Origin of the sequence: Bacillus hominis, assembly GCF_030348325.1 — a bacterium.
GTDB classification, from domain to species: domain Bacteria; phylum Bacillota; class Bacilli; order Bacillales; family Bacillaceae_G; genus Bacillus_A; species Bacillus_A hominis.
The window spans coordinates 1,367,670-1,389,806 of sequence record NZ_JAUCFS010000005.1; the positions used below are offsets into that span (position 1 = coordinate 1,367,670).

General features: G+C 35.0%; 24 protein-coding genes, 1 riboswitch and 2 other annotated features (1 of these 27 cut by a window edge). Of the genes, 16 read left to right on the forward strand and 8 right to left on the reverse strand.

The window, feature by feature from the left end; translation table 11 throughout:
- Positions 1-141: a binding site (T-box leader), on the forward strand; it begins 107 nt to the left of the window's first position.
- 111 nt (positions 142-252) lie between these two features.
- Positions 253-1,608: a sodium-dependent transporter gene (locus QUF93_RS09370; protein ID WP_002117502.1), complete on the forward strand. Its 1,356-nt coding sequence runs from the start codon at positions 253-255 to the stop codon at positions 1,606-1,608.
- A 30-nt stretch (positions 1,609-1,638) separates the two neighbouring features.
- On the opposite strand, the gene QUF93_RS09375 is transcribed toward QUF93_RS09370, so the two are convergent.
- Together QUF93_RS09375 and QUF93_RS09380 are read right to left on the reverse strand one after the other, a co-directional pair.
- Positions 1,639-1,800, reverse strand: a complete 162-nt coding sequence (locus tag QUF93_RS09375; protein WP_289358575.1) for a hypothetical protein — start codon at positions 1,798-1,800, stop codon at positions 1,639-1,641.
- 99 nt (positions 1,801-1,899) lie between these two features.
- Positions 1,900-3,162: a murein hydrolase activator EnvC family protein gene (locus QUF93_RS09380; protein WP_289358576.1), complete on the reverse strand. Its 1,263-nt coding sequence runs from the start codon at positions 3,160-3,162 to the stop codon at positions 1,900-1,902.
- Between the two features lie 501 nt (positions 3,163-3,663).
- Between QUF93_RS09380 and gltP the strand changes: the two genes are divergently transcribed.
- The 9 genes from gltP (at position 3,664) to QUF93_RS09425 (ending at position 11,361) form a co-directional block, all read left to right on the forward strand.
- A complete protein-coding gene (gene gltP / locus QUF93_RS09385; protein WP_289358577.1) occupies positions 3,664-4,938 on the forward strand; it encodes a glutamate/aspartate:proton symporter GltP in 1,275 nt (424 codons plus the stop codon).
- Between the two features lie 68 nt (positions 4,939-5,006).
- The gene (locus QUF93_RS09390; RefSeq protein ID WP_289358578.1) at positions 5,007-5,525 is read left to right on the forward strand and encodes a ribonuclease FAU-1 family protein; all 519 of its coding nucleotides are present in this window, start codon (positions 5,007-5,009) and stop codon (positions 5,523-5,525) included.
- Between the two features lie 120 nt (positions 5,526-5,645).
- A riboswitch (SAM riboswitch) is annotated at positions 5,646-5,752 on the forward strand.
- A 94-nt stretch (positions 5,753-5,846) separates the two neighbouring features.
- A complete protein-coding gene (locus tag QUF93_RS09395; protein ID WP_289358579.1) occupies positions 5,847-7,163 on the forward strand; it encodes a Na+/H+ antiporter NhaC family protein in 1,317 nt (438 codons plus the stop codon).
- 229 nt (positions 7,164-7,392) lie between these two features.
- Entirely contained in the window at positions 7,393-7,749 is a 357-nt protein-coding gene (locus tag QUF93_RS09400; protein WP_000808645.1) for a lmo0954 family membrane protein, read from the forward strand.
- Between the two features lie 49 nt (positions 7,750-7,798).
- Positions 7,799-8,461, forward strand: coding sequence for a PspA/IM30 family protein (locus QUF93_RS09405; protein WP_097831771.1), 663 nt, complete (start codon positions 7,799-7,801; stop codon positions 8,459-8,461).
- Positions 8,462-8,569: 108 nt separating this feature from the next.
- Complete coding sequence (gene liaF / locus QUF93_RS09410; protein WP_002117517.1) at positions 8,570-9,310, forward strand: cell wall-active antibiotics response protein LiaF; 741 nt, start codon at positions 8,570-8,572, stop codon at positions 9,308-9,310.
- Positions 9,310-10,365, forward strand: coding sequence for a sensor histidine kinase (locus tag QUF93_RS09415; protein ID WP_002117519.1), 1,056 nt, complete (start codon positions 9,310-9,312; stop codon positions 10,363-10,365). Before liaF ends, QUF93_RS09415 begins: the two co-directional genes overlap by 1 nt.
- The gene (locus QUF93_RS09420; RefSeq protein ID WP_002117521.1) at positions 10,362-10,994 is read left to right on the forward strand and encodes a response regulator; all 633 of its coding nucleotides are present in this window, start codon (positions 10,362-10,364) and stop codon (positions 10,992-10,994) included. Before QUF93_RS09415 ends, QUF93_RS09420 begins: the two co-directional genes overlap by 4 nt.
- A 10-nt stretch (positions 10,995-11,004) precedes the next feature.
- On the forward strand, positions 11,005-11,361 hold the full coding sequence (locus QUF93_RS09425; protein ID WP_080018402.1) for a DUF3992 domain-containing protein: 357 nt from the start codon (positions 11,005-11,007) through the stop codon (positions 11,359-11,361).
- A gap of 24 nt (positions 11,362-11,385) precedes the next feature.
- Here the strand turns inward: QUF93_RS09425 and brnQ3 are convergent, their stop codons facing one another.
- A complete protein-coding gene (brnQ3, locus tag QUF93_RS09430) occupies positions 11,386-12,741 on the reverse strand; it encodes a branched-chain amino acid transport system II carrier protein BrnQ3 (protein WP_289358580.1) in 1,356 nt (451 codons plus the stop codon).
- A gap of 59 nt (positions 12,742-12,800) precedes the next feature.
- Positions 12,801-13,058, reverse strand: a binding site (T-box leader).
- Positions 13,059-13,320: 262 nt separating this feature from the next.
- Between brnQ3 and QUF93_RS09435 the strand changes: the two genes are divergently transcribed.
- Positions 13,321-13,530, forward strand: coding sequence for a hypothetical protein (locus tag QUF93_RS09435; protein ID WP_289358581.1), 210 nt, complete (start codon positions 13,321-13,323; stop codon positions 13,528-13,530).
- A gap of 39 nt (positions 13,531-13,569) precedes the next feature.
- Here QUF93_RS09435 and QUF93_RS09440 read toward each other — a convergent pair whose 3' ends face one another.
- Positions 13,570-14,346 (reverse strand): class I SAM-dependent methyltransferase, encoded by a 777-nt coding sequence (locus QUF93_RS09440; protein WP_289358582.1) that lies wholly within the window; start codon positions 14,344-14,346, stop codon positions 13,570-13,572.
- 108 nt (positions 14,347-14,454) lie between these two features.
- Between QUF93_RS09440 and QUF93_RS09445 the strand changes: the two genes are divergently transcribed.
- Positions 14,455-15,306 carry a YhfM domain-containing protein gene (locus QUF93_RS09445; protein WP_289358583.1) on the forward strand — a complete coding sequence of 284 codons (852 nt, stop codon included), beginning with the start codon at positions 14,455-14,457 and terminating at the stop codon, positions 15,304-15,306.
- Positions 15,307-15,527: 221 nt separating this feature from the next.
- Here QUF93_RS09445 and QUF93_RS09450 read toward each other — a convergent pair whose 3' ends face one another.
- The gene (locus QUF93_RS09450) at positions 15,528-15,725 is read right to left on the reverse strand and encodes a hypothetical protein (protein WP_289358584.1); all 198 of its coding nucleotides are present in this window, start codon (positions 15,723-15,725) and stop codon (positions 15,528-15,530) included.
- Between the two features lie 151 nt (positions 15,726-15,876).
- On the opposite strand from QUF93_RS09450, the gene QUF93_RS09455 reads away from it, so the two are divergent.
- From QUF93_RS09455 to hmpA, 3 genes are all read left to right on the forward strand, one after another.
- Positions 15,877-16,974, forward strand: coding sequence for a site-2 protease family protein (locus QUF93_RS09455; protein ID WP_289358585.1), 1,098 nt, complete (start codon positions 15,877-15,879; stop codon positions 16,972-16,974).
- Between the two features lie 114 nt (positions 16,975-17,088).
- The gene (locus QUF93_RS09460; RefSeq protein WP_289375268.1) at positions 17,089-17,610 is read left to right on the forward strand and encodes a hypothetical protein; all 522 of its coding nucleotides are present in this window, start codon (positions 17,089-17,091) and stop codon (positions 17,608-17,610) included.
- Positions 17,611-17,766: 156 nt separating this feature from the next.
- Positions 17,767-18,975, forward strand: coding sequence for an NO-inducible flavohemoprotein (gene hmpA / locus QUF93_RS09465; RefSeq protein WP_289358587.1), 1,209 nt, complete (start codon positions 17,767-17,769; stop codon positions 18,973-18,975).
- Between the two features lie 29 nt (positions 18,976-19,004).
- On the opposite strand, the gene QUF93_RS09470 is transcribed toward hmpA, so the two are convergent.
- Entirely contained in the window at positions 19,005-19,517 is a 513-nt protein-coding gene (locus tag QUF93_RS09470) for a Crp/Fnr family transcriptional regulator (RefSeq protein WP_128281665.1), read from the reverse strand.
- 170 nt (positions 19,518-19,687) lie between these two features.
- Between QUF93_RS09470 and QUF93_RS09475 the strand changes: the two genes are divergently transcribed.
- Positions 19,688-19,915, forward strand: a complete 228-nt coding sequence (locus QUF93_RS09475; RefSeq protein ID WP_088057988.1) for a hypothetical protein — start codon at positions 19,688-19,690, stop codon at positions 19,913-19,915.
- A gap of 294 nt (positions 19,916-20,209) precedes the next feature.
- Here QUF93_RS09475 and QUF93_RS09480 read toward each other — a convergent pair whose 3' ends face one another.
- Together QUF93_RS09480 and QUF93_RS09485 are read right to left on the reverse strand one after the other, a co-directional pair.
- Entirely contained in the window at positions 20,210-21,010 is an 801-nt protein-coding gene (locus QUF93_RS09480) for a sulfite exporter TauE/SafE family protein (RefSeq protein WP_002117550.1), read from the reverse strand.
- A gap of 117 nt (positions 21,011-21,127) precedes the next feature.
- Entirely contained in the window at positions 21,128-22,126 is a 999-nt protein-coding gene (locus QUF93_RS09485) for an inorganic phosphate transporter (protein ID WP_289358588.1), read from the reverse strand.
- Between the last annotated feature and the right edge of the window lie 11 nt (positions 22,127-22,137).

The window sequence follows — 22,137 nt, forward strand, 5'->3', positions numbered from 1 at the left end:
TGCTGAACATTGCAGTAGGCAACCCGGGTTCCGCCGTTAAAAGGATAGAGTATCGGATTTTTCCTGTACTTGAACAAGTGGGATTTATTGATCCAATTGAGGTGGTACCACGGTATTTATATTACATATATCGTCCTCTACATGCATATTTGCGTGTAGGGGACTTTTTTATTTTCTAAAGGAGGTGTGCGAGTATGAAATGAAAGTGTATAATTAGTAAAAGTTTAAATATTCAGAAAAGGAGAAATTATAATGAAAGAAACACAGCAATGGACGTCGAAAATAGGCTTTGTACTCGCAGCAGCCGGAGCAGCAGTAGGTCTTGGGGCAATATGGAAGTTTCCATATGTTGCAGGTAATGGCGGGGGAGGCGCATTCTTCCTTGTATTCTTACTATTAACTGTATTTATTGGTATGCCTCTTCTTGTAGCTGAATTTGTTATTGGCCGTAGTACTCAAAAAGAGGCAGTTACAGCTTATAAAGTATTAGTACCAAATAGCAAGTTATATCCTTGGATTGGTCGTATGGGGGTTGTTACTTGTTTTAGTGTACTATCTTTTTATAGTGTTGTAGGTGGATGGATTTTACTTTATTTATACTATAGTGTCACAGGTAGTTTCTGGAACGGAGTAGTCGATTATGGGCAATTGTTTGCTGAAACAATTTCAAATCCAGTAAGTGCGGTTGGGGCGCAATTTATCTTTATGCTTTGTACCATTTTTGTTGTTAGTAAAGGTGTAGAAAAAGGCATAGAAAAGGCAAGTAAGTACATGATGCCGCTATTATTTATTTTATTTATTGCTATCATTATTCGTGCGTTAACACTTGATGGCGCTATGGCTGGGGTTGAGTTCTTCTTAAAACCAGATTTTTCAAAGCTTACAGCAGATACGATTTTATATGCGATGGGACAATCCTTCTTCTCACTAACGGTAGGTGCCTCGGTAATGGTAACGTATAGTTCGTATTTAAAGAAAGAAGAGCATTTAGCGAAATCAGCAACATCTATTGTAAGTTTAACTGTATTTATTACAGTACTTGCAGGATTAGCGATTTTCCCAGCGATTTTCGCATTAGGAGTTAAACCGACAGAAGGACCAGGGCTACTGTTTATCGTTCTTCCTGCTGTCTTTGCAAAAATTCCATTTGGACAATTTTTCTTCATTATGTTTTTAGTGTTATTTTTCTTTGCGACTTTAACATCTGCGATTTCAATGCTTGAAATTGTAGTAGCATCTGTTGCGAAAGATAATGAGAAGAAGCGTCCGTCAGCTTCGTTATTAATTGGTATTCTTATTTTTGCAGTTGGAATTCCATCAGCGTTATCGTTTGGAATTATGAGTGATGTGAAAATATTTGGTAAGACATTCTTTGACTTCGTCGATTTTTCGGTAAGTAATGTATTAATGCCGTTAGGAGTACTAGCTATTTCGCTATTCGTACCAAATAAAATGAGTAAAGAGTTATTAATGAAAGAATTAGAAGTTACGGAAACGAAAGGGAAAACATTGTTTAACATTTGGTTCTTCTTACTTCGTTATGTTATTCCAGTAACTGTAATTATCGTATTTTTAAATGCGATAGGCGTATTTAAAATGTTTGCATAATAAAAAGAAGGAGAAATCTCCGTCTTTTTATTATGTTGTAGGTGTATTTAATAAGCGATTATATGCTTTATAAGCTGTGACAACTGCGATAAATGATCCAATTAAAAATAACGCTGAGCCGCCGAATGTAAATAACCTGCCGATGTATGTTTCTCTAGCTTCTTCTATTTCTTGCTGTAATTGTGTATTCATATTGATCACCTCGTAAAATATAGGCATTTAGTTGTAGTCTATGTGGAATGCCTATATTGTGTGAAGTGTAAATAAAAAACTCGGTATGCACCGAGTTTTTTATAATCCGATATAAGGAGATGGATCGACAGCGTTTGTCTTGCCGACATTCCATTCACCAAGGTGAAGTTCGAAGTGTAAATGTTGTCCGTAAGACTGACCAGTATTCCCCATAAATCCAAGTTGATCGCCTTGTTTTACAGTTTGTCCATTCGATACAGAACGGCTACTCATATGAGCATATACTGTCGTATATGTTTTTCCATTTATACGGTGTGATAAATATACAACGTTTCCGTAACTTGATGATAATTCTGAGCGAATAACAACACCATCTGCAGCGGCGATAATTGGAACCGTTCCCGACGCGGCAATATCGATTCCTTTATGGTTATCTAAAGAACGTGTACCAAATCCTGAAGTTTTCGATCCGGCTGCTGGTTTAATAAAGCCACCTATATTGGTATCGTGTGGTGTTGGAGCAGCTTGAGCAGATGTAGCAGCTTGTTTGCGTGCTTCTTCTGCCTTACGTGCCTCTTCAGCTTTACGTGCTTCCTCCGCACGTTTTTCTTCTTCAATTGCTTTTTGAACAGCTTGACGCTGATTTTCTAAAATACCTTTTGACTCTTCTAATCCTTCAATCTCTGAATCTACTTTTGCTACTTTCGTATGTAGATCGTTAATGAAAGTTTGTTGCTGCTGCTGGTTATTTTGTAATTCTTGCTGTTTTTGTACTAATTTTTGCTCAGATTCTTTCAGTTGTTGCTCTTTTTTCTCAACAGCTTCTTTTTCTGTCGTTATAGCATTTTGATCAGTTGTTTGTTTTTTCACAATATCTGTATCGTTGTTTATTATTAAACTTACGGAGTACATATTATCAACAAGGTCAGCAATGTTTGTAGAAGTTGTTAATACCTCTGTGATAATATTTGTACGAGGTTTTTCTTGCATAGATTGTAATCGTTGTTTAATAATTTCCTGACGCGTATCTATGTTTGTTTGTAATTGCTCTATATGTTTCTTTTTGTCAGCAATTACTTGTTGTGTTTTGCTAATTTCTTTTTTTGTATCATTTAATTCAGCTTCGTTTTTATTAATAGAAGTAGTTAATTCATCGATTTTCTTTTGTAATTCTTGAATTTCTTTTTCTATTTGTTCTTTCTCAGCTGATTTATTTTGTAAGTCATTTTGTTTGCCATCTAATTCTGATTGTATATTAGATAATTTATCTTGATTTGTTTCAGCGTATACAGGTGAAAGTAATGGAGAAACAAAAATCGTTCCTGCTGCTAAAACGCTAAACGCTGCAAATTTCTTTTTCATGGTTGTCTGGCTCCTTTCCCTATGAATGTTATATATCATAAGAAGAAGGGTGTCTATCATTGTAATCATAATGTAAAGAAAATTTTATGAAATTGCTAAGTTTTGTCGGAATTTAGTGTTTTTTCGTATTGTTCGTCATAAAGTTAAAATTCTTGAATGTATAAAAAGGTGTGGATTTCTATTTTGTTTTTTAAGAAAAATATGGAAAGTGATGGAGTTTTTTGGGGGTGAAACATCACTTTAAAAACCTATAAATCACTAGTGAGGAATCGATCTCATGTGAGGTTTTCTGACATGGGGTTTGTTTTTGTCAAGAAAATTATTTGCGTTCGGGCAAACTTATTTTGTTGTCAGATTTTAATTTTTGATTTATGATTTTTAACAGGGACAAAATGTAGTGAATTGTCGAATAATATGTAATACTCTTAATTTCTTAGTTTTATAGAGATAGATAGAATGAGAGATAGATAGAGTGACACATCGAAGGGGGTTACAACAAGTATGAAAAGAATAGGACTTGCATGGCAAATATTAATTGGTCTTGCACTAGGTATTGCAGTTGGTGCGATTTTCTTTGATAATCCAGCAGTTGCGAAGTACTTACAACCAATTGGCGATATTTTCATCCGATTAATTAAAATGATCGTTGTGCCGATTGTTGTAGCAAGTATTGTTGTTGGTGTTGCTGGTGTTGGCGATGTTAAAAAACTAGGCCGACTAGGCGGAAAGACAATTCTTTACTTTGAAATTATTACAACAATTGCAATTGTTGTTGGTCTATTAATAGCGAACATTTTCCAACCTGGAAAAGGCGTTGATATGGAAAAATTAACAAAAACGGATATTTCTAAATATGCAGAAACAACAGAGCAAGTACAAAGTCATTCGTTTGCGGATACATTTGTAAATATTGTTCCGACGAACATTATGAAATCATTAGCTGAAGGTGATATGCTTGCTATTATCTTCTTCTCTGTACTATTTGGTTTAGGTGTAGCAGCAATTGGTGAGCGTGGTAAACCAGTCCTACAATTTTTCCAAGGTGTAGCAGACGCCATGTTTTACGTTACGAACCAAGTTATGAAATTTGCACCATTTGGTGTATTCGCATTAATTGGTGTTACAGTTTCTACATTTGGTCTTTCTTCACTAATTCCATTAGGAAAATTACTCATTGTAGTATACGGAGCAATGATCTTCTTCGTTGTAGTTGTACTAGGAATTACAGCGAAAATATTCGGAGTTAACATTTTCCAATTCTTTAAGATTTTAAAAGACGAGCTGATCTTAGCGTACTCTACAGCAAGTTCAGAAACAGTTTTACCAAAAATTATGGAGAAAATGGAGAAATTCGGTTGCCCGAAAGCAATTACATCTTTCGTTATTCCGACAGGTTATTCATTTAACTTAGATGGATCAACTTTATATCAAGCAATTGCAGCAATTTTCTTAGCGCAAATGTACGGTATTGATTTATCCCTTACGGAACAAATTACATTATTACTTGTATTAATGGTTACATCAAAAGGTATCGCGGGTGTACCGGGCGTATCATTCGTTGTATTATTAGCGACACTTGGTACAGTAGGTATTCCAGCTGAAGGTTTAGCATTCATTGCTGGTATTGACCGTATTCTAGATATGGCTCGTACAGCAGTTAACGTTGTAGGTAACTCTTTAGCAGCTGTAGTTATGTCTAAGTGGGAAGGTCAATATGACGCTGAAAAAGGACAAGCTTATTTAAAAGAGATATCTGAAAAAGGTCAAGCAGCTTAATTATAATATGAACAAGCTCTCACATAATATGTGGGGGCTTTTCTATATATAGAAGAGGAGCGGGCGAAATGAAACGTAAATATGGTGACGGTTCTTCGTGGAAGAGACTAATAGAGAAGAATTATATAGTCAAGCAAGTTGAAGCAGGTATGTTAGGGGTATTGGATATAAAAAAAGTGAGAGAGCCTAGTTATAAAGAATACAATGGTAAAGAGCTTTGTATTGCAGATGATGGGTATACATGGATGCAATATTTTATAACCAGGAAGAACTTTGCGATAACAGCTATGCTAGATGATAGAAAAAAATTAGTGCAATATTATATTGACGTAACGAAAAAATATGAAATAGACGAACGAGGTTTACCTTATTTTGATGATTTATATTTAGATGTAGTATTGTTACCAAACGGTGAAATATATGTATTGGATGAAGATGAGTTAGAGGATGCATATAAAATGGGGGATGTTACAAAGGAAGAATATGAGTTAGCTTGGCATACAACAAAATGGATAATAGCGGCAATAAAAAAGAGAGAATTTTATTGGATTTCAATTTTAGAGAAAGAAATTGAAAAGTTGAAATGATTGCTGTATTCGTGTTTTTGTATAATTACCAAAAAAATCTATACAAAAAATAATTGACTTTTTTTTTGTAAGCAAGTAAAGTTAGAGAAGAAATTATTATTAAAAAATAAATACGAAACCTTCTTATAAAGAGAGGCGGAGGGACTGGCCCTACGATGCCTCGGCAGCGGACTCGATTTCAGAGTGCTGTGCCAAATCCAGCAAGCATGTTGCTTGAAAGATGAGAAGAGTGTTTCTTATAGATGTATAAGACCTCTTCTCGTTGGAAGAGGTCTTTTGTTATTCATTAGAAAAAGGTTGAAACTAGGGAGAGATGGTACTTTGAAAGAAACGAGAGGAAATGGTTTAGCTTTATTACCGCTTGGGATATTTTTGGCACTATTTATTGGTTCTGGAATTATTACAGGTGATTTCTATAAATTGCCGATACTTGTAGCGATTTCAATTGCTGTAGGAATCGCTTTAGCGATGAATCGTAAAGAAAGCTTTAATGTAAAAGTAGAACGATTTGCAAAAGGTGCAGGAAATCCAGATATTATGATTATGGTATTAATTTTTGTGCTTGCAGGTGCATTTTCTGAAACAGCAAAAGGGATGGGCGGAGTCGATTCTACAGTCAACTTAGCGCTATCTATTTTACCGCAAGGATTTATCGTTGCTGGAATTTTTATTATCGGGGCATTTATTTCATTAGCGATGGGAACTTCAATGGGAACAATAGCGGCATTAGCGCCGATTGCTGTAGGTATTAGTGGGCAAACTGATATCTCGATTGCATTAACAATGGCGACGGTTGTCGGCGGAGCGATGTTTGGTGATAATTTATCATTTATTTCTGACACAACAATTGCAGCAGTTCGTTCACAAGGAACAGAAATGAAAGATAAGTTTAAAACGAACTTTTTAATTGTATTGCCAGCTGCAATCATTACAATTGTACTATTAGTAATGATTACTTTAGGAAGTGATACAGAAATTAAAGCTCAAACATTTGATTGGGTGAAGATATTACCATATGCAGGTGTACTTGTTACAGCATTACTTGGTTGGAATGTACTTATCGTATTGACAGGTGGAACTGTACTATCTGGTGTTATCGGTCTTATAGATGGAAGTTATACGTTAGAGAGTTTCTTTAAAAGTGTAACGACTGGAATGGGCAGTATGATGGAATTAGTATTACTTGCAATTTTAATAGGTGGTATGGTTGAGCTTATTCAGTATAATGGTGGTATTCAATATTTAATGAATCTTTTAACACGTAATATTCGTTCGAAAAAAGGAGCAGAGTTCGGCATTGCTGGTTTAGTGAGTATGACGAATATGTGTACAGCAAATAATACAATCTCTATCATTTTTACAGGTCCGCTTGCGAAAAATATTGCGGATCAGTATGAAATTGATCCCCGTAAATCAGCGAGTGTACTGGATCTTTTCTCTTGCTGTATACAAGGGTTAATCCCATATGGTGCTCAAATGTTAACAGCGGCAGGATTTGCAGCTTTATCTCCGATTGAATTGTTGCCATATGCATTCTATCCAATTTTAGTTGGAGTATGTGGAATCATTTCTATATTAATTGGTTTCCCGAGGTTTTCTAAAGCGGCGGAAAAGAAAGAGTATCATAAAACAGCATAATTAAATATGAATTTTATTAGTAGCAACTGAAGCCGTTCAGAGAATATTCTCTGAACGGCTTTTTATGTGCGATAAAAGAGTGCGTTATCCTATCTTTCCTTATATTTTTACAAAAGGCTGAATGCAACTCGGTCTTAAGTCTGAGTCGAAAACAGTTCTTAAGCTCGTTATGGAAAAATGAAAAAATAGTTAAGATAAGAGTATCAAATCGAAGGGAGGCAAGCACAAGATGAAACAATTTCTAGCGTTTATCGCAGCCGGTATTTTGGCTTTAATTGCTCTTGGTAGTCTTGCTGGTATTGTAGGATTCGCCATTGGAGCAGGAGTTGTGTACTGGAGCTATAAATCATTTGTGCGAGCTAAATCATTCTTTGGAAAGTTAGCTTGGGGTATTGTTGGTTTAATCGGTTTGTCCATTGCACTTTCTCATTCCCCAGCATTAATCGGTATCGCAGCATTAGTAGTTTTATACTACGGATACCGTGAGTGGAAAAAAGAAAAAAATGTAGTTGTTGATTCTGCTCCAGAAAGTTCTAAACCATATAGCAACTTTGAAGATGAGTGGAACAAGTTAATGAAAAACTAATATAAAATAAATCAAATCAAATTATAAAGTAGAAGAGAGGAAGATTATAATGAAACAATCTTTATTCGGACGTGTACGCGATGCAATTTTAGCTGATTTTCATAATGTGTTAGATGAGAAAGAAAGAAAAAATCCAATTGCTATGTTAAACCAATATTTACGTGATAGTGAGCGTGAAATAACAAAAATTGAGAAGTTAATTCAGCGTCATAAAACATTAAAATCTAACTTTGCTCGTGAGCTTGAGCAAGCACGTTATTTCGTTAATAAAAGATCAAAGCAAGCTATCATCGCACAAGAAGCAGGCGAATTACAATTGCATGAACGTGCATTAGAAGAAGTAGCGTATTATGAAGGGCAAGTAACTCGCTTAGAAGAAATGTATGCTGGTGTTGTAGAGCAAATTGATGAGTTAGAGCGTCGTCTTTCAGAAATGAAAAATAAATTAAAAGAAATGAACGCAAAGCGTATGGAATTAATGGCACGTGAAAATATGGCGCATGCAAACCGCCGTATGAATACTGCTATTCATAAAATGGATGAAAATAATCCGTTCTTACGATTCGAAGAAATTGAAGATCACATTCGTGATTTAGAGCTTCGTATAAATGAAGAGCATGAGCGTGATACATTTGATATGAAAATTGCAAAACTAGAGCGTGAAATGAAAGAGAAAAATGAAGTATCGTTAACGAAAGAAGTAACAAAATAATTGTAGTATATAATAAAACAGGCTTATGATATAGTGATAGAAGAAAAGGTGTTGGAAAGCAATGCCTTTTCTTCTATGTATATGTGACAAAGAGGGAGGGGAGCTGAAATGAAGAAGCACTTTTCAAAAACACAATTAATGGGGATGCTCCTCATCATATTTGGATTCGGTCTTTTTCTTGATATGATACTTGGACATTTTGAACCAGGTGGTCTAATATTTGCATTTATTATGATTATGTTTGGAAGACATTATCGAAAGAAGAACCGTTATGTAAGAGGGAATGTATTTTTATTTGTCGGTGGTATTGTATTCTTATTCTTCTTATTTTCATCAGCAGCATTCGTACTTGTTGTGTTTGCTTGTTTAGCTTTAATTGGTTATCAACTTATTCAACAAGGACATCAGCAAAAAGCAATGAAAGTTGAAATTAAAGAAAAGGGATATATAGATGAAGAAAAACAAATATATCGTACAGAACCGTATATAAAAAATATGTTTGTAGGTAATGTACGAATGATGGATCATATTTATGAACTAGAGGATATTAACGTCCAATATGGTGCTTGTGATGTCGAGATTGATTTAACAACTGCTATGATTCCAGAGGGGGAAACGGTTATTGTTATTCGGGGCGTCATTGGTAATATTCGCTTATATGTACCATATGATATTGAATTGTCTTTAAATCATTCTGTTATTGTTGGGCGAGTGCTCCTGCCAGGACACGAAGAAACTGGATTTAACCGTAATGTTACGTTTAGAACAGAACAGTATAAAGAAGCCCCTCGTCGTATTAAAATTATTTCTTCGCTTGTCGTAGGCGATACGGAAGTGAGGAAAGTATAATGAAAAAACAAAGGAATATATCGTGGATGTATATTCGTTATTCTATGTTGTCCTCTATGAGTATCGCACTTATTTGTACAATTGTATATGTATGGAAAAGCGAGCAACAAGTTTATGATTTACTATGGAAAGAATCCATTGCTTCTGTTCCAATTGGCTTGTTTATTATGAGTACGAGTCTTCTTATCGGAGGAATTGTAGGATATGCAATCGGTTATTATATAGAGCAGCGTATACAAGGATTAAATACTTTTCTATTTGAAGTAGAGCGAGGGAATTTTCCGAGTGATGTTTCATTTACTGCAGACGATGAATTTCATGAAGTGGAACGCAAAGTAATTGGTCTTGCTCGCCGCTTAGAGGAGCAAGCTGGGCTATTTCAAAAAGTAACGAATGAACGAGCCCATTGGAATGAAGAGATGAGACAAGAAGCGATTTCTCAAGAAAGGCATCGATTAGCGAGAGAGCTGCATGATTCTGTAAGTCAGCAGCTTTTTGCAATGTCGATGATGATGTCAGCCATTAATGAACAAGTAGCTGAAATTCCAGATACGACGAAAAAACAGTTGCAGCTTGTTGAGAATATGGTTGTAAATGCACAATCAGAAATGAGAGCATTGCTCCTTCATTTACGTCCAGTGCAGTTAGAAGGTAAGAAACTAACAGAGGGTATAGAAGAATTATTAACAGAACTGTCTAGAAAGCAACATATGAAAATTGAATGGTTAATTGAACCGATTCAATTAAAAAAAGGTGTAGAGGATCATTTATTCCGTATTGTACAAGAGGCACTGTCTAATACTTTACGGCATGCGAAGGCAAAGAAAACCGAAGTACGCCTTCGTAAAATTGATCAATATGCGATTTTGAAAATTATTGATGACGGTGTTGGTTTTAAAGTTGGGGTTAATAAGGCTGGTTCATACGGTTTAAGGTCAATGCAAGAGCGAGTTCATGAAATTGGTGGTACATTAAAAGTTCTTAGTTTTCCGAATAAAGGTACGCAAATAGAAGTGAAAGTACCGATTATGATTGAGAGAGGGGGAGAATCATGATAAAAGTATTACTAGTTGATGATCATGAAATGGTTCGAATGGGTGTATCAGCATATTTATCAACGCAGCCAGATATTGAAGTAGTTGGAGAAGCTGAAAATGGAAGAAAAGGTTCAGAGTTAGCTTTGCAATTAAGGCCGGATATTATTTTAATGGACCTTGTTATGGATGAGATGGACGGGGTTGAAGCAACACGTGCTATTATTCAAGAATGGCCAGAAGCGAAAATTGTAGTTGTAACGAGCTTTTTAGATGATGAAAAGTTATATCCTGTTATTGAGGCGGGAGCGACAAGTTATTTATTAAAAACATCAAGAGCGAGTGATATTGCAGACGCTGTACGAGCTACTTATGATGGGGAAACGGTGTTAGAGCCGAAAGTTACTGGCAAAATGATGTCTCGTATGCGTCAGAAGAAAGAACAACCTTTGCATGAGGAGTTAACAGAAAGAGAGTCTGAAATTTTATTATTAATTGCAGAGGGGAAAAGTAATCAAGAGATTGCAGATGAGTTGTTTATTGCCATTAAAACAGTAAAGACACATGTGAGTAATATATTAAATAAGCTAAATGTAAGTGACCGGACACAGGCGGTTATTTATGCGTTTAGACACCAATTGACGAAATAAGAGGGAGGCTTTGACTATATATGGTCAAAGCTTTTTGTTGACGGTTAATTATGTAAGCGTTATCATAAAGGTGTTAACAGTACATACAAAGGGGAGAGAGTGTATGTTAGTTCAAACGATATTTGGAATGGATGAAACGAAGAAATTAGGTAACTATGTGAATGCGTTGCAAGCACTTTGTGAACAATATGATATTGAAACAAATCGTATTGCAATTATTGAGGCAACAGAAGAATATTATTTATTTCTAGTGAAGCAAGAAGATTGCTACGATGTTGTAAAAGTAGAAATGGTGGATACGAATATTGATTACTATACGAAAGCTTATAAAGTAAGTAGCTTTAATCATACTTCTTATCAAATGTAAAAAACTCCCGGAATGGGAGTTTTTTTATGATGCTTTCGATTCAGGTGAATGATCCGTTAATGGTACTGCTTTTGCACCACTTAATTTTGCGATAGCAAAACCGATAATAGCCCCAACTAATGCTGGTACTAACCAGCCAATTCCTTCATTATATAATGGAATAAACTCGAGATAAGATGTGATAGATGAAACAGGAATATTCCCTTGTTTTAATCCATCAAATACGCTCACAACTGCAGATCCAATTAACGCACCTACATAAACAGAACGATATCCACCGAAATATTTATGTAGTAATGATAGTAACACGAGTACAATCGCAATTGGATATACAACAACTAAAATAGGAACAGAGATTGCAATGATTTTTGTTAAACCTAAGTTGGCAACTAATAATCCTAACGAGCAAATGATACTTGCGAACGTTTTGTATGAAAATCTCGTTAATAATGTTGAGAAATATTGACTGCATGCAGATACAAGTCCAATACATGTTGTTAAGCAAGCGAGTGTAACGATAAGAGATAATAGAATTAGACCATATGGACCGAGTAATTGTTGTACGATAACGGTAAGTAGCTGTCCGCCATTTGTTGCGTATCCGAGAGAGACACTGGTTGTACCGAGCCAACCAAGTGCACCATATACAAGTACGAGACCAGTAGCGGCAATAAGTCCTGCTTTTGCTGTTGCAATGGCAATGGATTTACGGTCATTCACACCTTTTGAGCGAATTGCATTTACAACGATAATTCCAAATGCAAGTGCTGAAATGGTATCCATCGTTAAGTATCCTTCCATAAAACCTTTGAAGAGTGGAGAAGTTTGATACTCTTGCATTGCTGGTCCTGATTGCCCGAGTGGTGTAAATACACTTTTAACAAATAATAAGAAAATAGAGAGTAATAAAATAGGTGTTAATACACTTCCGATACGATCGACGAGTTTAGAAGGATTTAAACTAAGCCAAAATACAATAGCAAAGAAGATGACTGTGTATAAAAATAGCGCTAGGCTGCTAGAGCGAATAGTTTCTGGTAAGAAAGAACTAACTCCCATTTCATAAGCGACATTAGCAACACGTGGGATGCCCATAGATGGACCGATTGCAATGTATACAACTACAGTAAAGAATATTCCGAATAATGGGTGAACACGACTTGCAAGTTGCTGCATTCCATTTCCTGATAGAGAAATGGCGATAACAGTAAGTAGTGGTAAGCCGACTCCTGTTAGTAAAAAACCAATCATTGCTGGCCAAAAGTTTTCTCCAGCATTTTGTCCAAGCATTGGAGGGAAAATTAAATTTCCTGCTCCAAAAAATAAAGAAAATAGCATAAGACCTGTGAAAAAAACATGTTTTTTTGATACAGTGTTCATTGTTTTTTTCCTCCTTTTTTGTAAATTCATTGTAAGAACACAAAAAACTCGCCCCTTAAGAAAGGGACGAGTTATATTTACCCGCGATACCACCCTAATTTATACATGTAGAAATATATCTATATGTATACGGCTTACAACGTACAACATGATACGTGTTCCTTGTAACGGGGGACGACCGGTAAGAACTTACTTCAGCATTCGGTTCTACTTCTCGGAGATGATTTTCGGTTACGAACTGAGCATTGGCTTTCAGCAAAATACCAACTCTCTGGGGAACAGTACTATAACTTACTCGTTCTCGTCAATGAATTTTTATTTAAGTATTCTGACAATATTTTCACATGTTTTTTTTAGAAAGTCAACATATTTTTTGGGAAATAACCTTTCCTGTAGAAATATAGCTGAGAATATAAGGTTTAATACTGTTTGTAAAAACGCTGTAAAACATTATAGAGAATTGTAAAGTTTATGGAGAAAATCGATATTTATAGGAATAAAGAAGGAATTATTCGAATTTACAGAGAATAATAAAACAATCCACTTGCTGGAAAGAACAAACCAAAAGAGGTGACTGAAATGCTTGCGATGGGAGTATTATTTGGCATTATTGCTATATGTGGTTTTATATGGTTATATTATTCGCGTTCGTTTAAACAAGCAGAAGTTTTACTCTTTCAAAAAGGTAGTTTGTTGACAAATCATTCTAGATATTTAGTATGTCCGAAGTGTGGAAGTGCACAGGCCAGGAGTGGAGGATATCAAGAGTGTTGCAAAATTAGATTATGAAAGAAGGAAGCCTCACATTATTTTGTGAGGCTTCCTTCCTTACAATTTCTTAGCGCTCCAAATTGTCCAACGATCTTTTTCGATGATAGGAGAGACGTTTTGCAATGCCGTTTGGATATGATGTAGAAGTTGAGAAAGTTCATTATCTGTTAATTCATATAGAATGGATCGTCCGGTTCGAGGAGATAAATCTTGCAGCAATGCTTCTACAGAATCATGTGTTTTTCGCACTTCCCATTGTGTTTGAATGGGGAACGCTTGAAGAGAATATTTTTGTAATTCGTGCTGTATAGTAGTGGTTTTTGGCCTTCTTTTTGATTCTATTTCAATGAGTTTTTGAAATACAGAGAAAAAGTATCCACGAATGTGTTCAGGACTTCCTGGAATTGTACAATCTTCAATGGTCCGGTCTTGTAAAATAAGTATACCGTCTTTTTTTAATATGCGAGAAGCTTCTCGTATAAATGTAGGAATATCTTGTAAATGATGGATGACTGCGCGAGAAATGACAAGGTCGAATGATTCGTTAGGGTATGGAATGTTATGCGCATCACCGTGAATGAATGAAATGTTTGGAAAGGCATTGCAATTTTCTTTTGCAGCTTGTAATATTTCTTTTGAAAAATCAAGCCCAACAACACTTTTGGCTCCCATAAGAGCAAGTTCTTTCGTATAAATGCCTCCACCACAACCTATATCAATCACATGTTTATTTTGCACATCTGCAATATTGTTTATTGTTTCCTGCCATGAAATATGTGCGTTACGATTTGCATACGTATACTTATTATTTGCATCATGAAAATTAATGGACATTGTAAAATCCTCCCTTCAGTGTATAGTATAGCTCATTCTATATAATGTAACGTTTTTGTTTTATGTATGAGGATTATAAGAATTTCTTATTGGAAAAGGAGAATCGATTTGAAAGGGAAATATTTAATGTTTTTATGTGTTATTTTACTCGCGTCGTGTGGTCAAGCCGAGAAAAAGAAAGAATCGAAACAAGTAGAGGAGACAGTGAATGAAGTGAAAGAACCATTACAAGTAACTGTTATACAAAAAGGTAAAGAAGAAAAAAATTTAAAGAAAATGGATGCGGAATTAGTGATGGATATTATAAACAAAGCGGAAAAACAAGAAGTAACGGGTAGTTTTGGTGAACCAGAATATGAAATGAAAATTAGTAGAGATGGGAAAATTGAAACATATTATGCATGGTTAAGAGGAGAAAATCGCCGAGGATGGATTCAATATAAGAAAGATATGTATATGCTGAACGAAAAAGACACGGAAAAACTTTTGGCTATATTTCCAAAGATTCCAGAACAAAAAGAAGATGAGATGCAGATAGGGCCTTTAACGGAAGTAACGAAAAAAGATTTGCAGATTACCGCGTTTCATATTAAAGCAGGTGATCAAAAAATGAATTATACGGTACGTTATACGATTTCACAATCACTATACAACAAGTTAGTGAAGGAACAAGAATATTATTTGCAACTCATTTACCCGGAAAAAGTTCAAAAATTAATTGGAGCAAAAGAGAGTGAAATGATTTCAGCTGAAAAAGTAAAGGAAGGGTATAGACAGTATGAATTGAATGTTACTGTTCCGATAAAAGATGCTTCAGAATCACAATTAAAATCACTAGAAACCTATTATGATAATTATGATTTACAAATATTAAATAGTAAGAAAGAGAAAGTAGGAGCATTTCAAAACATTATTCAAATTGTTAAAGAGTATGGTGAAAAAATGAATTTACAAAGATAAAGTGAAGACTAATAATCAGTGGGGGTTTTGTTCATCCACCACTGATTATTAGCCTTCACAAATCGGGCGTTTACGGGCAGTAAGGCGCCCACCTAACTTCTTTACTCCAGCCGAATTTTGAGGTAGGAGTCTTACTACCCGCAAATAGCGGGGGAAATATGAGTCGTAAAGTCTATATGGCCTTCCAAGGAGATGATAATAGAGGGGAAAGACCCCCTCTATTATTTTACTTTTACAGATGGCTCATTCATTGATTTTCGTGTAATTAGAAAAGAAATCATAAGAGCAGAAAGAATAATAAGGGCTATAAATAAGTGATTTGGCAACCAATCTAATAATAATACGTAGCTGACGGTATAAAAAATAAGAGTTGAAGCTAAAAACGATAGAGCGCCTATCATAAGAGATTGTAATTTCATTTGTATTTACCTCCTTTTATTTTTATTTTTGGCTAAAAACGGATGAAATAAACATTATTTCTAACAATAGAAAAAAATATGTCATAATAGAGAAAAGAATAAGTTTTGATGAATGTATATGGCTCAGTAAAGCGAGATAAAGGAGAGGGATATGAAAAATAATAAAAAAGGATTATGGGGAATTATTGTTGCAATAGGATTATTTTTACTGTCGAAGTTAAAGTGGGTATTTGCAATTTTAAAATTAGCAAAATTTTCAACTGTATTTAGTATGTTTTTATCACTTGGTGCATATGCAGTCATATATGGTTGGAAGTTTGGGGTAGCACTCGTGTATTTATTGTTTGTACATGAGATGGGGCATTTATGGGCAGCGAGAAGAAAAGGTATACCAACATCGCCAGCAATCTTCATACCATTTATGGGAGCTCTTATTGGGATGAAAGAGATGCCGAAAAATGCAAAAGATGAAGCATACATTGCGTATATGGGACCTCTTTTCGGATTGCTTTCATTTTTACCCGCGATCCCACTGTATATAATAACGAAAGAGCCGTTTTGGGCGCTTATTATTTTACTCGGAAGTATGATTAATTTCTTTAACTTAATTCCAGTTTCTCCGTTAGATGGAGGACGAATAATTTCAGTTGTAAGTACGAAAATTTGGGGAGCAGGGCTAGTCTTACTACTCGGCTATTCTATTTACTATAAGAGTATTTTGGGAGGATTTATTTTTATTATCGGCTGCATGGAACTATATAGAGTAATAAAGAGAGATGAGCCGATTAAGGAATTAGGATATAAAATCGATGGAATGAAAGAATATGTTGCTAAGCTTGAATGGGAATTAAAAGAAACCGGTGCGGTGCATCGAACTATATATATGATGCATCACGAGATGAATGTATTGAGACAAAGAGAACGTGAGAAAGAATTAAAAACAGGAGAACTTCAAAAAATCGAAGTGTTAGAGTATCTTTTACCAAAGTTTGAACCGCTTGATTACGTCCCGTATGAAGATGAAAAAGAAATGCATACAATTCATGTACAAGAAGCGTTTGAAATGTCAGAAAGAAAATTAAATGAATGGGATACAGAAAAGAGACAACAAGAAAACTATTATAAAGTTGATACGAAAACGAAGTGGACAGTATTTGCTTGTTATATCGGATTAATGGCTATACTGGGTTATACAGCTTATGAAGGGTATATTGTTTTACAGGAACATTTACCACGGAGAAGTTTGTAGAAAAATAGTGTCGAAATGACAAGAAAGATTTAAACAGGAATTACATTTCTACGAGAGAATGTTACAAGTATAACAGTACATTGTAATATTCATAGTAGAAAAGGAGTTCTGTATATGAAGAAATTGCTAAATGTGTTTGGTATTATTATCGTGATGATAATTGCAAGTTATAGTCTTATGAAAGTATTATTACATTATGCAAATAAGCCCGCTGGGGTAAGTACAATAGCTCAAATAGAAGATGTGCAAGAAGAGACAAAAGTGCTTGATTTTATTCGTATGACACATGAAAGTTATAATAATTTTTTAAATTATGGTAAAGCAGAGAATTATACAGACGGGGACTGGAATCAATTTAAGCAATGGTTTCAACAACAAGAATCATCTTTAAAAAATATACATACAGAAATAAAGAATGAAAAAATAAAACGTGATGTAAATAGAAGTTATGAAATTGTAAAAAAAGGTGTGGAACTTCAAAATGTTGAGTATGTAGTGTATGCTCATCGTGTATACCATGACTTGAATATTATCGTAAATAAATATAGAGGCGAGACGAACATATGGGGGTATACAGAGTTTGGAGATGGGAAAGATATAAAAGTAATTGAACAAGCTATACAAGAAAAACAATAAGCTAACTAGAATTCTAGTTAGCTTATTTTCTTTTGTAAGTGCATTGTTCATATATTTTTCACAAAAACACCGTGTTAATAGTGATTAAAATCACAATATGTATTATACAATTCAGTTAAACTAAAAACAGTTAAAGAAACAGAGGAGTGGGATACAATGTTAAGTGCAAAAACAATTGAAATCGTAAAGTCAACAGTACCGTTATTACAAGAAAAAGGCGTTGAAATTACAACAAGATTTTATCAAATTTTATTTTCGGAACACCCGGAGTTATTGAATATTTTCAACCATACGAATCAGAAAAAAGGAAGACAACAACAAGCGTTAGCAAATGCTGTTTATGCAGCTGCGATGTACATTGATAATTTAGAAGCTATTATTCCAGTTGTAAAACAAATCGGTCATAAGCATAGAAGTTTAGGTATTAAAGCAGAACATTATCCGATTGTAGGTACATGTTTACTACGAGCGATTAAAGAGGTTGCAGGTGCACCTGATGAAGTTTTAAATGCATGGGGAGAAGCGTATGGTGTCATTGCTGATGCATTCATTAGCATTGAAGCAGATATGTATGAAGAAGCTGCACATCAAGAAGGTGGATGGAAAGATTTCCGCAACTTTGTGGTTGTTAAAAAAGTGAAGGAGAGCGACGTTATTACATCATTTTATTTAAAACCTGAAGATGGCGGAAAAGTTTCTTCATTCATCCCAGGACAATATGTAACGATTCAAATAAATATTAAAGGCGAAACATATACACATAATCGTCAATATAGCTTATCTGATGCTCCTGGAAAAGAATACTACCGCATTAGTGTAAAGAAAGAAAAAGGTGTAGATACACCAGATGGTAAAGTATCTAATTACTTACATGATCATGTAGGGGAAGGAGATATTTTGCCAGTAAGTGCACCAGCGGGAGATTTTGTATTAAATATGGATTCAACATTACCTGTTGTACTAATTAGTGGTGGAGTAGGTATTACACCGATGATGAGTATGTTAAATACACTAATTGAACAAGAATCAAAGCGTAATGTATGCTTTGTTCATGCGGCGATAAATAGTAATACACATGCGATGAAAGAGCATGTTGAGACAGTAGAAAAAGAGTATGAACAAGTTAAAGCATATACTTGCTATTCTTCACCGACAGAGCAAGATGTGGAAATGAAGAATTTTGATAAAGAAGGATTCATTGAACGTGAATGGTTACAAACTATTATTCCAACAACTGAAGCAGAATTTTATTTCTGTGGTCCAGTGCCATTTATGAAACATATTTATGCCGTATTAATCGAGTTAGGTGTTAAACAAGAGAACATTCATTATGAATTTTTTGGTCCCGCAGCAAGCTTACAATAGATTAACGTTGCCAAGCAAAAAACGAGGTATTATTTTACCTCGTTTTTTGCTTGTTCTCTTAATAAGCGATTTACTGTTTCGCGGCGTACACCTATGAGCTGACCAATTTCAGTTTGTGTTAATATTTCATAAATAGGGATATCACCTAAATATAAGGTGAACCACTCTTGTAAACGATGAAGGCGCTCTTTAGGAGAGACCGTTGTCAATTGATCGATACGCTGTTGCATCATTCGTAATTTCGCTTGTAATTGCATAGCGATATTTGCATATGATGCAGGATTTGCCTGAAGTTTATCGTACCATTCATTACTAATTATGGGCTCAACTTCTGTTTTCATTAAAGCGATAGCTGTACCGTGATATTCCTTCGGTGAAATTAAAGAATGGTGAGGTATCGTTTCACCAGGAACGATAATATTAAATAAAAATGGTGTTCCATCTTCTTCTAATCGAATAACTTTTAATAAACCTGTTTTTATAAAGTATAAAGGACCGTCCTCACCTTGACGGAATAATACATCTCCCTTATGTAGAATCAATGTTAGCCCCCCATTAAAACATTTCTATTTCTTATATTTTAGCGTATATGTATAAAGATAATATGCTTTTTAAACAGCAATTTCATTGACGAAATATATGCTATTACAGTAGTATACTATTTAGTGTGTAATAGTACTAGCAATGAATACGCTGTAGGGGGTTTAGTATATTGTTAGATGCGATGAAGATGACGGATATAAGAATTCCGGCGAATGCTATCATTCATGTAGAAGAGATGAAAGGTGGAGTCGTTTTATCCGTTGAAATAGACGGCCAAATTATTTATACGATGGCTTATGATGAAGAAACAGATAGTTATGCTGAATTATATGATCGAAACGATAAGAGGGCGTGCCAAGTACATGAAGACTTTATGGGATGGTCACTTCTTCACTAAAAAGATGTCAATATGACATCTTTTTTTATTTAATCGATAGATTATACAAAGAAATGCAATATAAGGATAAAATTTGTAATAAATGATTTTGCATTGTTAGCACTTTGTAACTGTAAGATAACTGTTTTTTCGCTATCATAAAGATAACAGTCATAGCTATAGGAGTGATCAACTTGAAGAAAGTACATATTTCAAATTTTATGCTATTAAGTGTTTGTTTAGTTTTATTTGTTCTCCTAGGAGCCTTTTTATATTCATGTGTATAAGAAAAAAACGCATTCTAGAAAGAACGCGCTATAAAAATGAAGTAATGATTAATCTAGTTCCAAGAATCATTAATGTGATACGTAATAAATTAATTACTGCATTACCGCTTAATTTTGTGTTAATATAAGCCCCGATTTTTCCGCCAATCCATGCACCAGGAATAAGAATTAATGCATAAGCCCAGCTGACATTTCCTAGAGAGATGTGAGTTAAAGAACTTACAATTGCTGAGAGAAATACGATAAACATTGAAGTTGCTACAGCAATGTGTGCTGGGAACGCAAAAAGGAGCATCATCGCTGGCACAAGTAAGGCGCCACCACCGATTCCGAATAATCCGGATATAAATCCAACTATAAAGGCAATAAAGATAGCGAGAAATGGTGGGAATTGATAGTCTACAGTATTTCCTTCGTTATCTGTAAAAGATCGCTTAATTACAGTCATATTTGATAGGGAAAGAGGTTTCAATTTGTCTCGTAGTATAAGAAGAATGGAGACGAATATAAGAAAAATCCCAAAGTATAAAGAAAATGTATCTTGGTTTAAAAATTTGTTTGCCCATGATCCGATAATACCACCAGGGCCACTCCCGATAAATAAAATAAGTCCACTTTTATAATCTACCCGTTTATGTTTCATATAAGTAAGGGTAGAAGACAGCCCTGTAAAAACGACTGTTACCATAGAAGTTCCCACTGCGAGTTGTGGGGATAAACTGTGCAATCCAATTAATAACGGAACGATAATAATTCCGCCCCCAAGTCCGACTAGGCTCCCGACTGTCCCAGCGATTAATCCGATGAAAAGTAACATGATGTATTCCAAAATTGCCAACTCCTCTATATAACTTATCCAACAATCATTATACACGCTTTTTAATAAGAAATAGACTTGTTCACAAAAAAGTCGTCTTCCTAGAAAAATAAGGAAGACGACTTTTGATTAAAAGATTAAGTGTAATAAGTAGTAAAATAACGCAGCTAAAGAAGCTGAAATAGGAAGTGTAATTACCCATGTAATTAACATGCGTTTTGCAGTTCCCCATTTTACACCTTTCACACGATGTGAAGCACCAACTCCTAAAATAGAAGAAGAGATAACGTGCGTTGTACTAACCGGTAAGTGAATGAATGTTGCACCGAAAATAACAAGTGATGATGATAAATCGGCAGCTACACCATTTACAGGACGGATTTTCATAATTTGTCCACCGACAGTTTTAATAATTTTCCATCCACCGACAGAAGTACCAAGCCCCATTGCAGTTGCACAAGCTAATTGTACCCAGAAAGGGATGTCGTCAGAAGTATGATAGTTATTGGCCATAAGAGCCATCGTAATGATTCCCATTGCTTTTTGTGCATCATTCGTACCGTGTGTAAAAGCTTGTAATGCTGCAGTGAAGATCTGGAATATACGGAAGTTTTTGTTCGTTTTCGTTAAGTTAAAGTTTTTAAAGACGACTTTAAAAATACTATATACGATATAACCAATAACAAAAGCGATAATCGGTGAAATGATTAAAGCTTCAAGAATTTTTATAAACCCTTTATAGTTTAATGCGTTAACACCAGCAGCAGCAATTGCTGCACCAGCGATTGAGCCAATTATTGCATGCGAAGAACTACTTGGAATACCATAGTACCAAGTGAGTAAATTCCAAGCTATTGCCGCAAGCAAAGCAGCTAAAATTACAAGAGAACCATTAGGTAAAGCAAATGGGTCAACGATATCTTTTGTAATAGTTTTTGCTACACCTGTAAATGTCATCGCACCTAAAAAGTTCATAATAGCTGCCATAATAATTGCATGTCTAGGCTTTAGAGCTTTCGTTGAAACAGCCGTTGCAATAGCGTTTGCTGTATCGTGAAATCCATTGATAAAGTCAAAAGCTAAAGCGCAAATGACTACTAAAACGGTCAGTATCAAGAGTGTATCCATGATCAAACTCC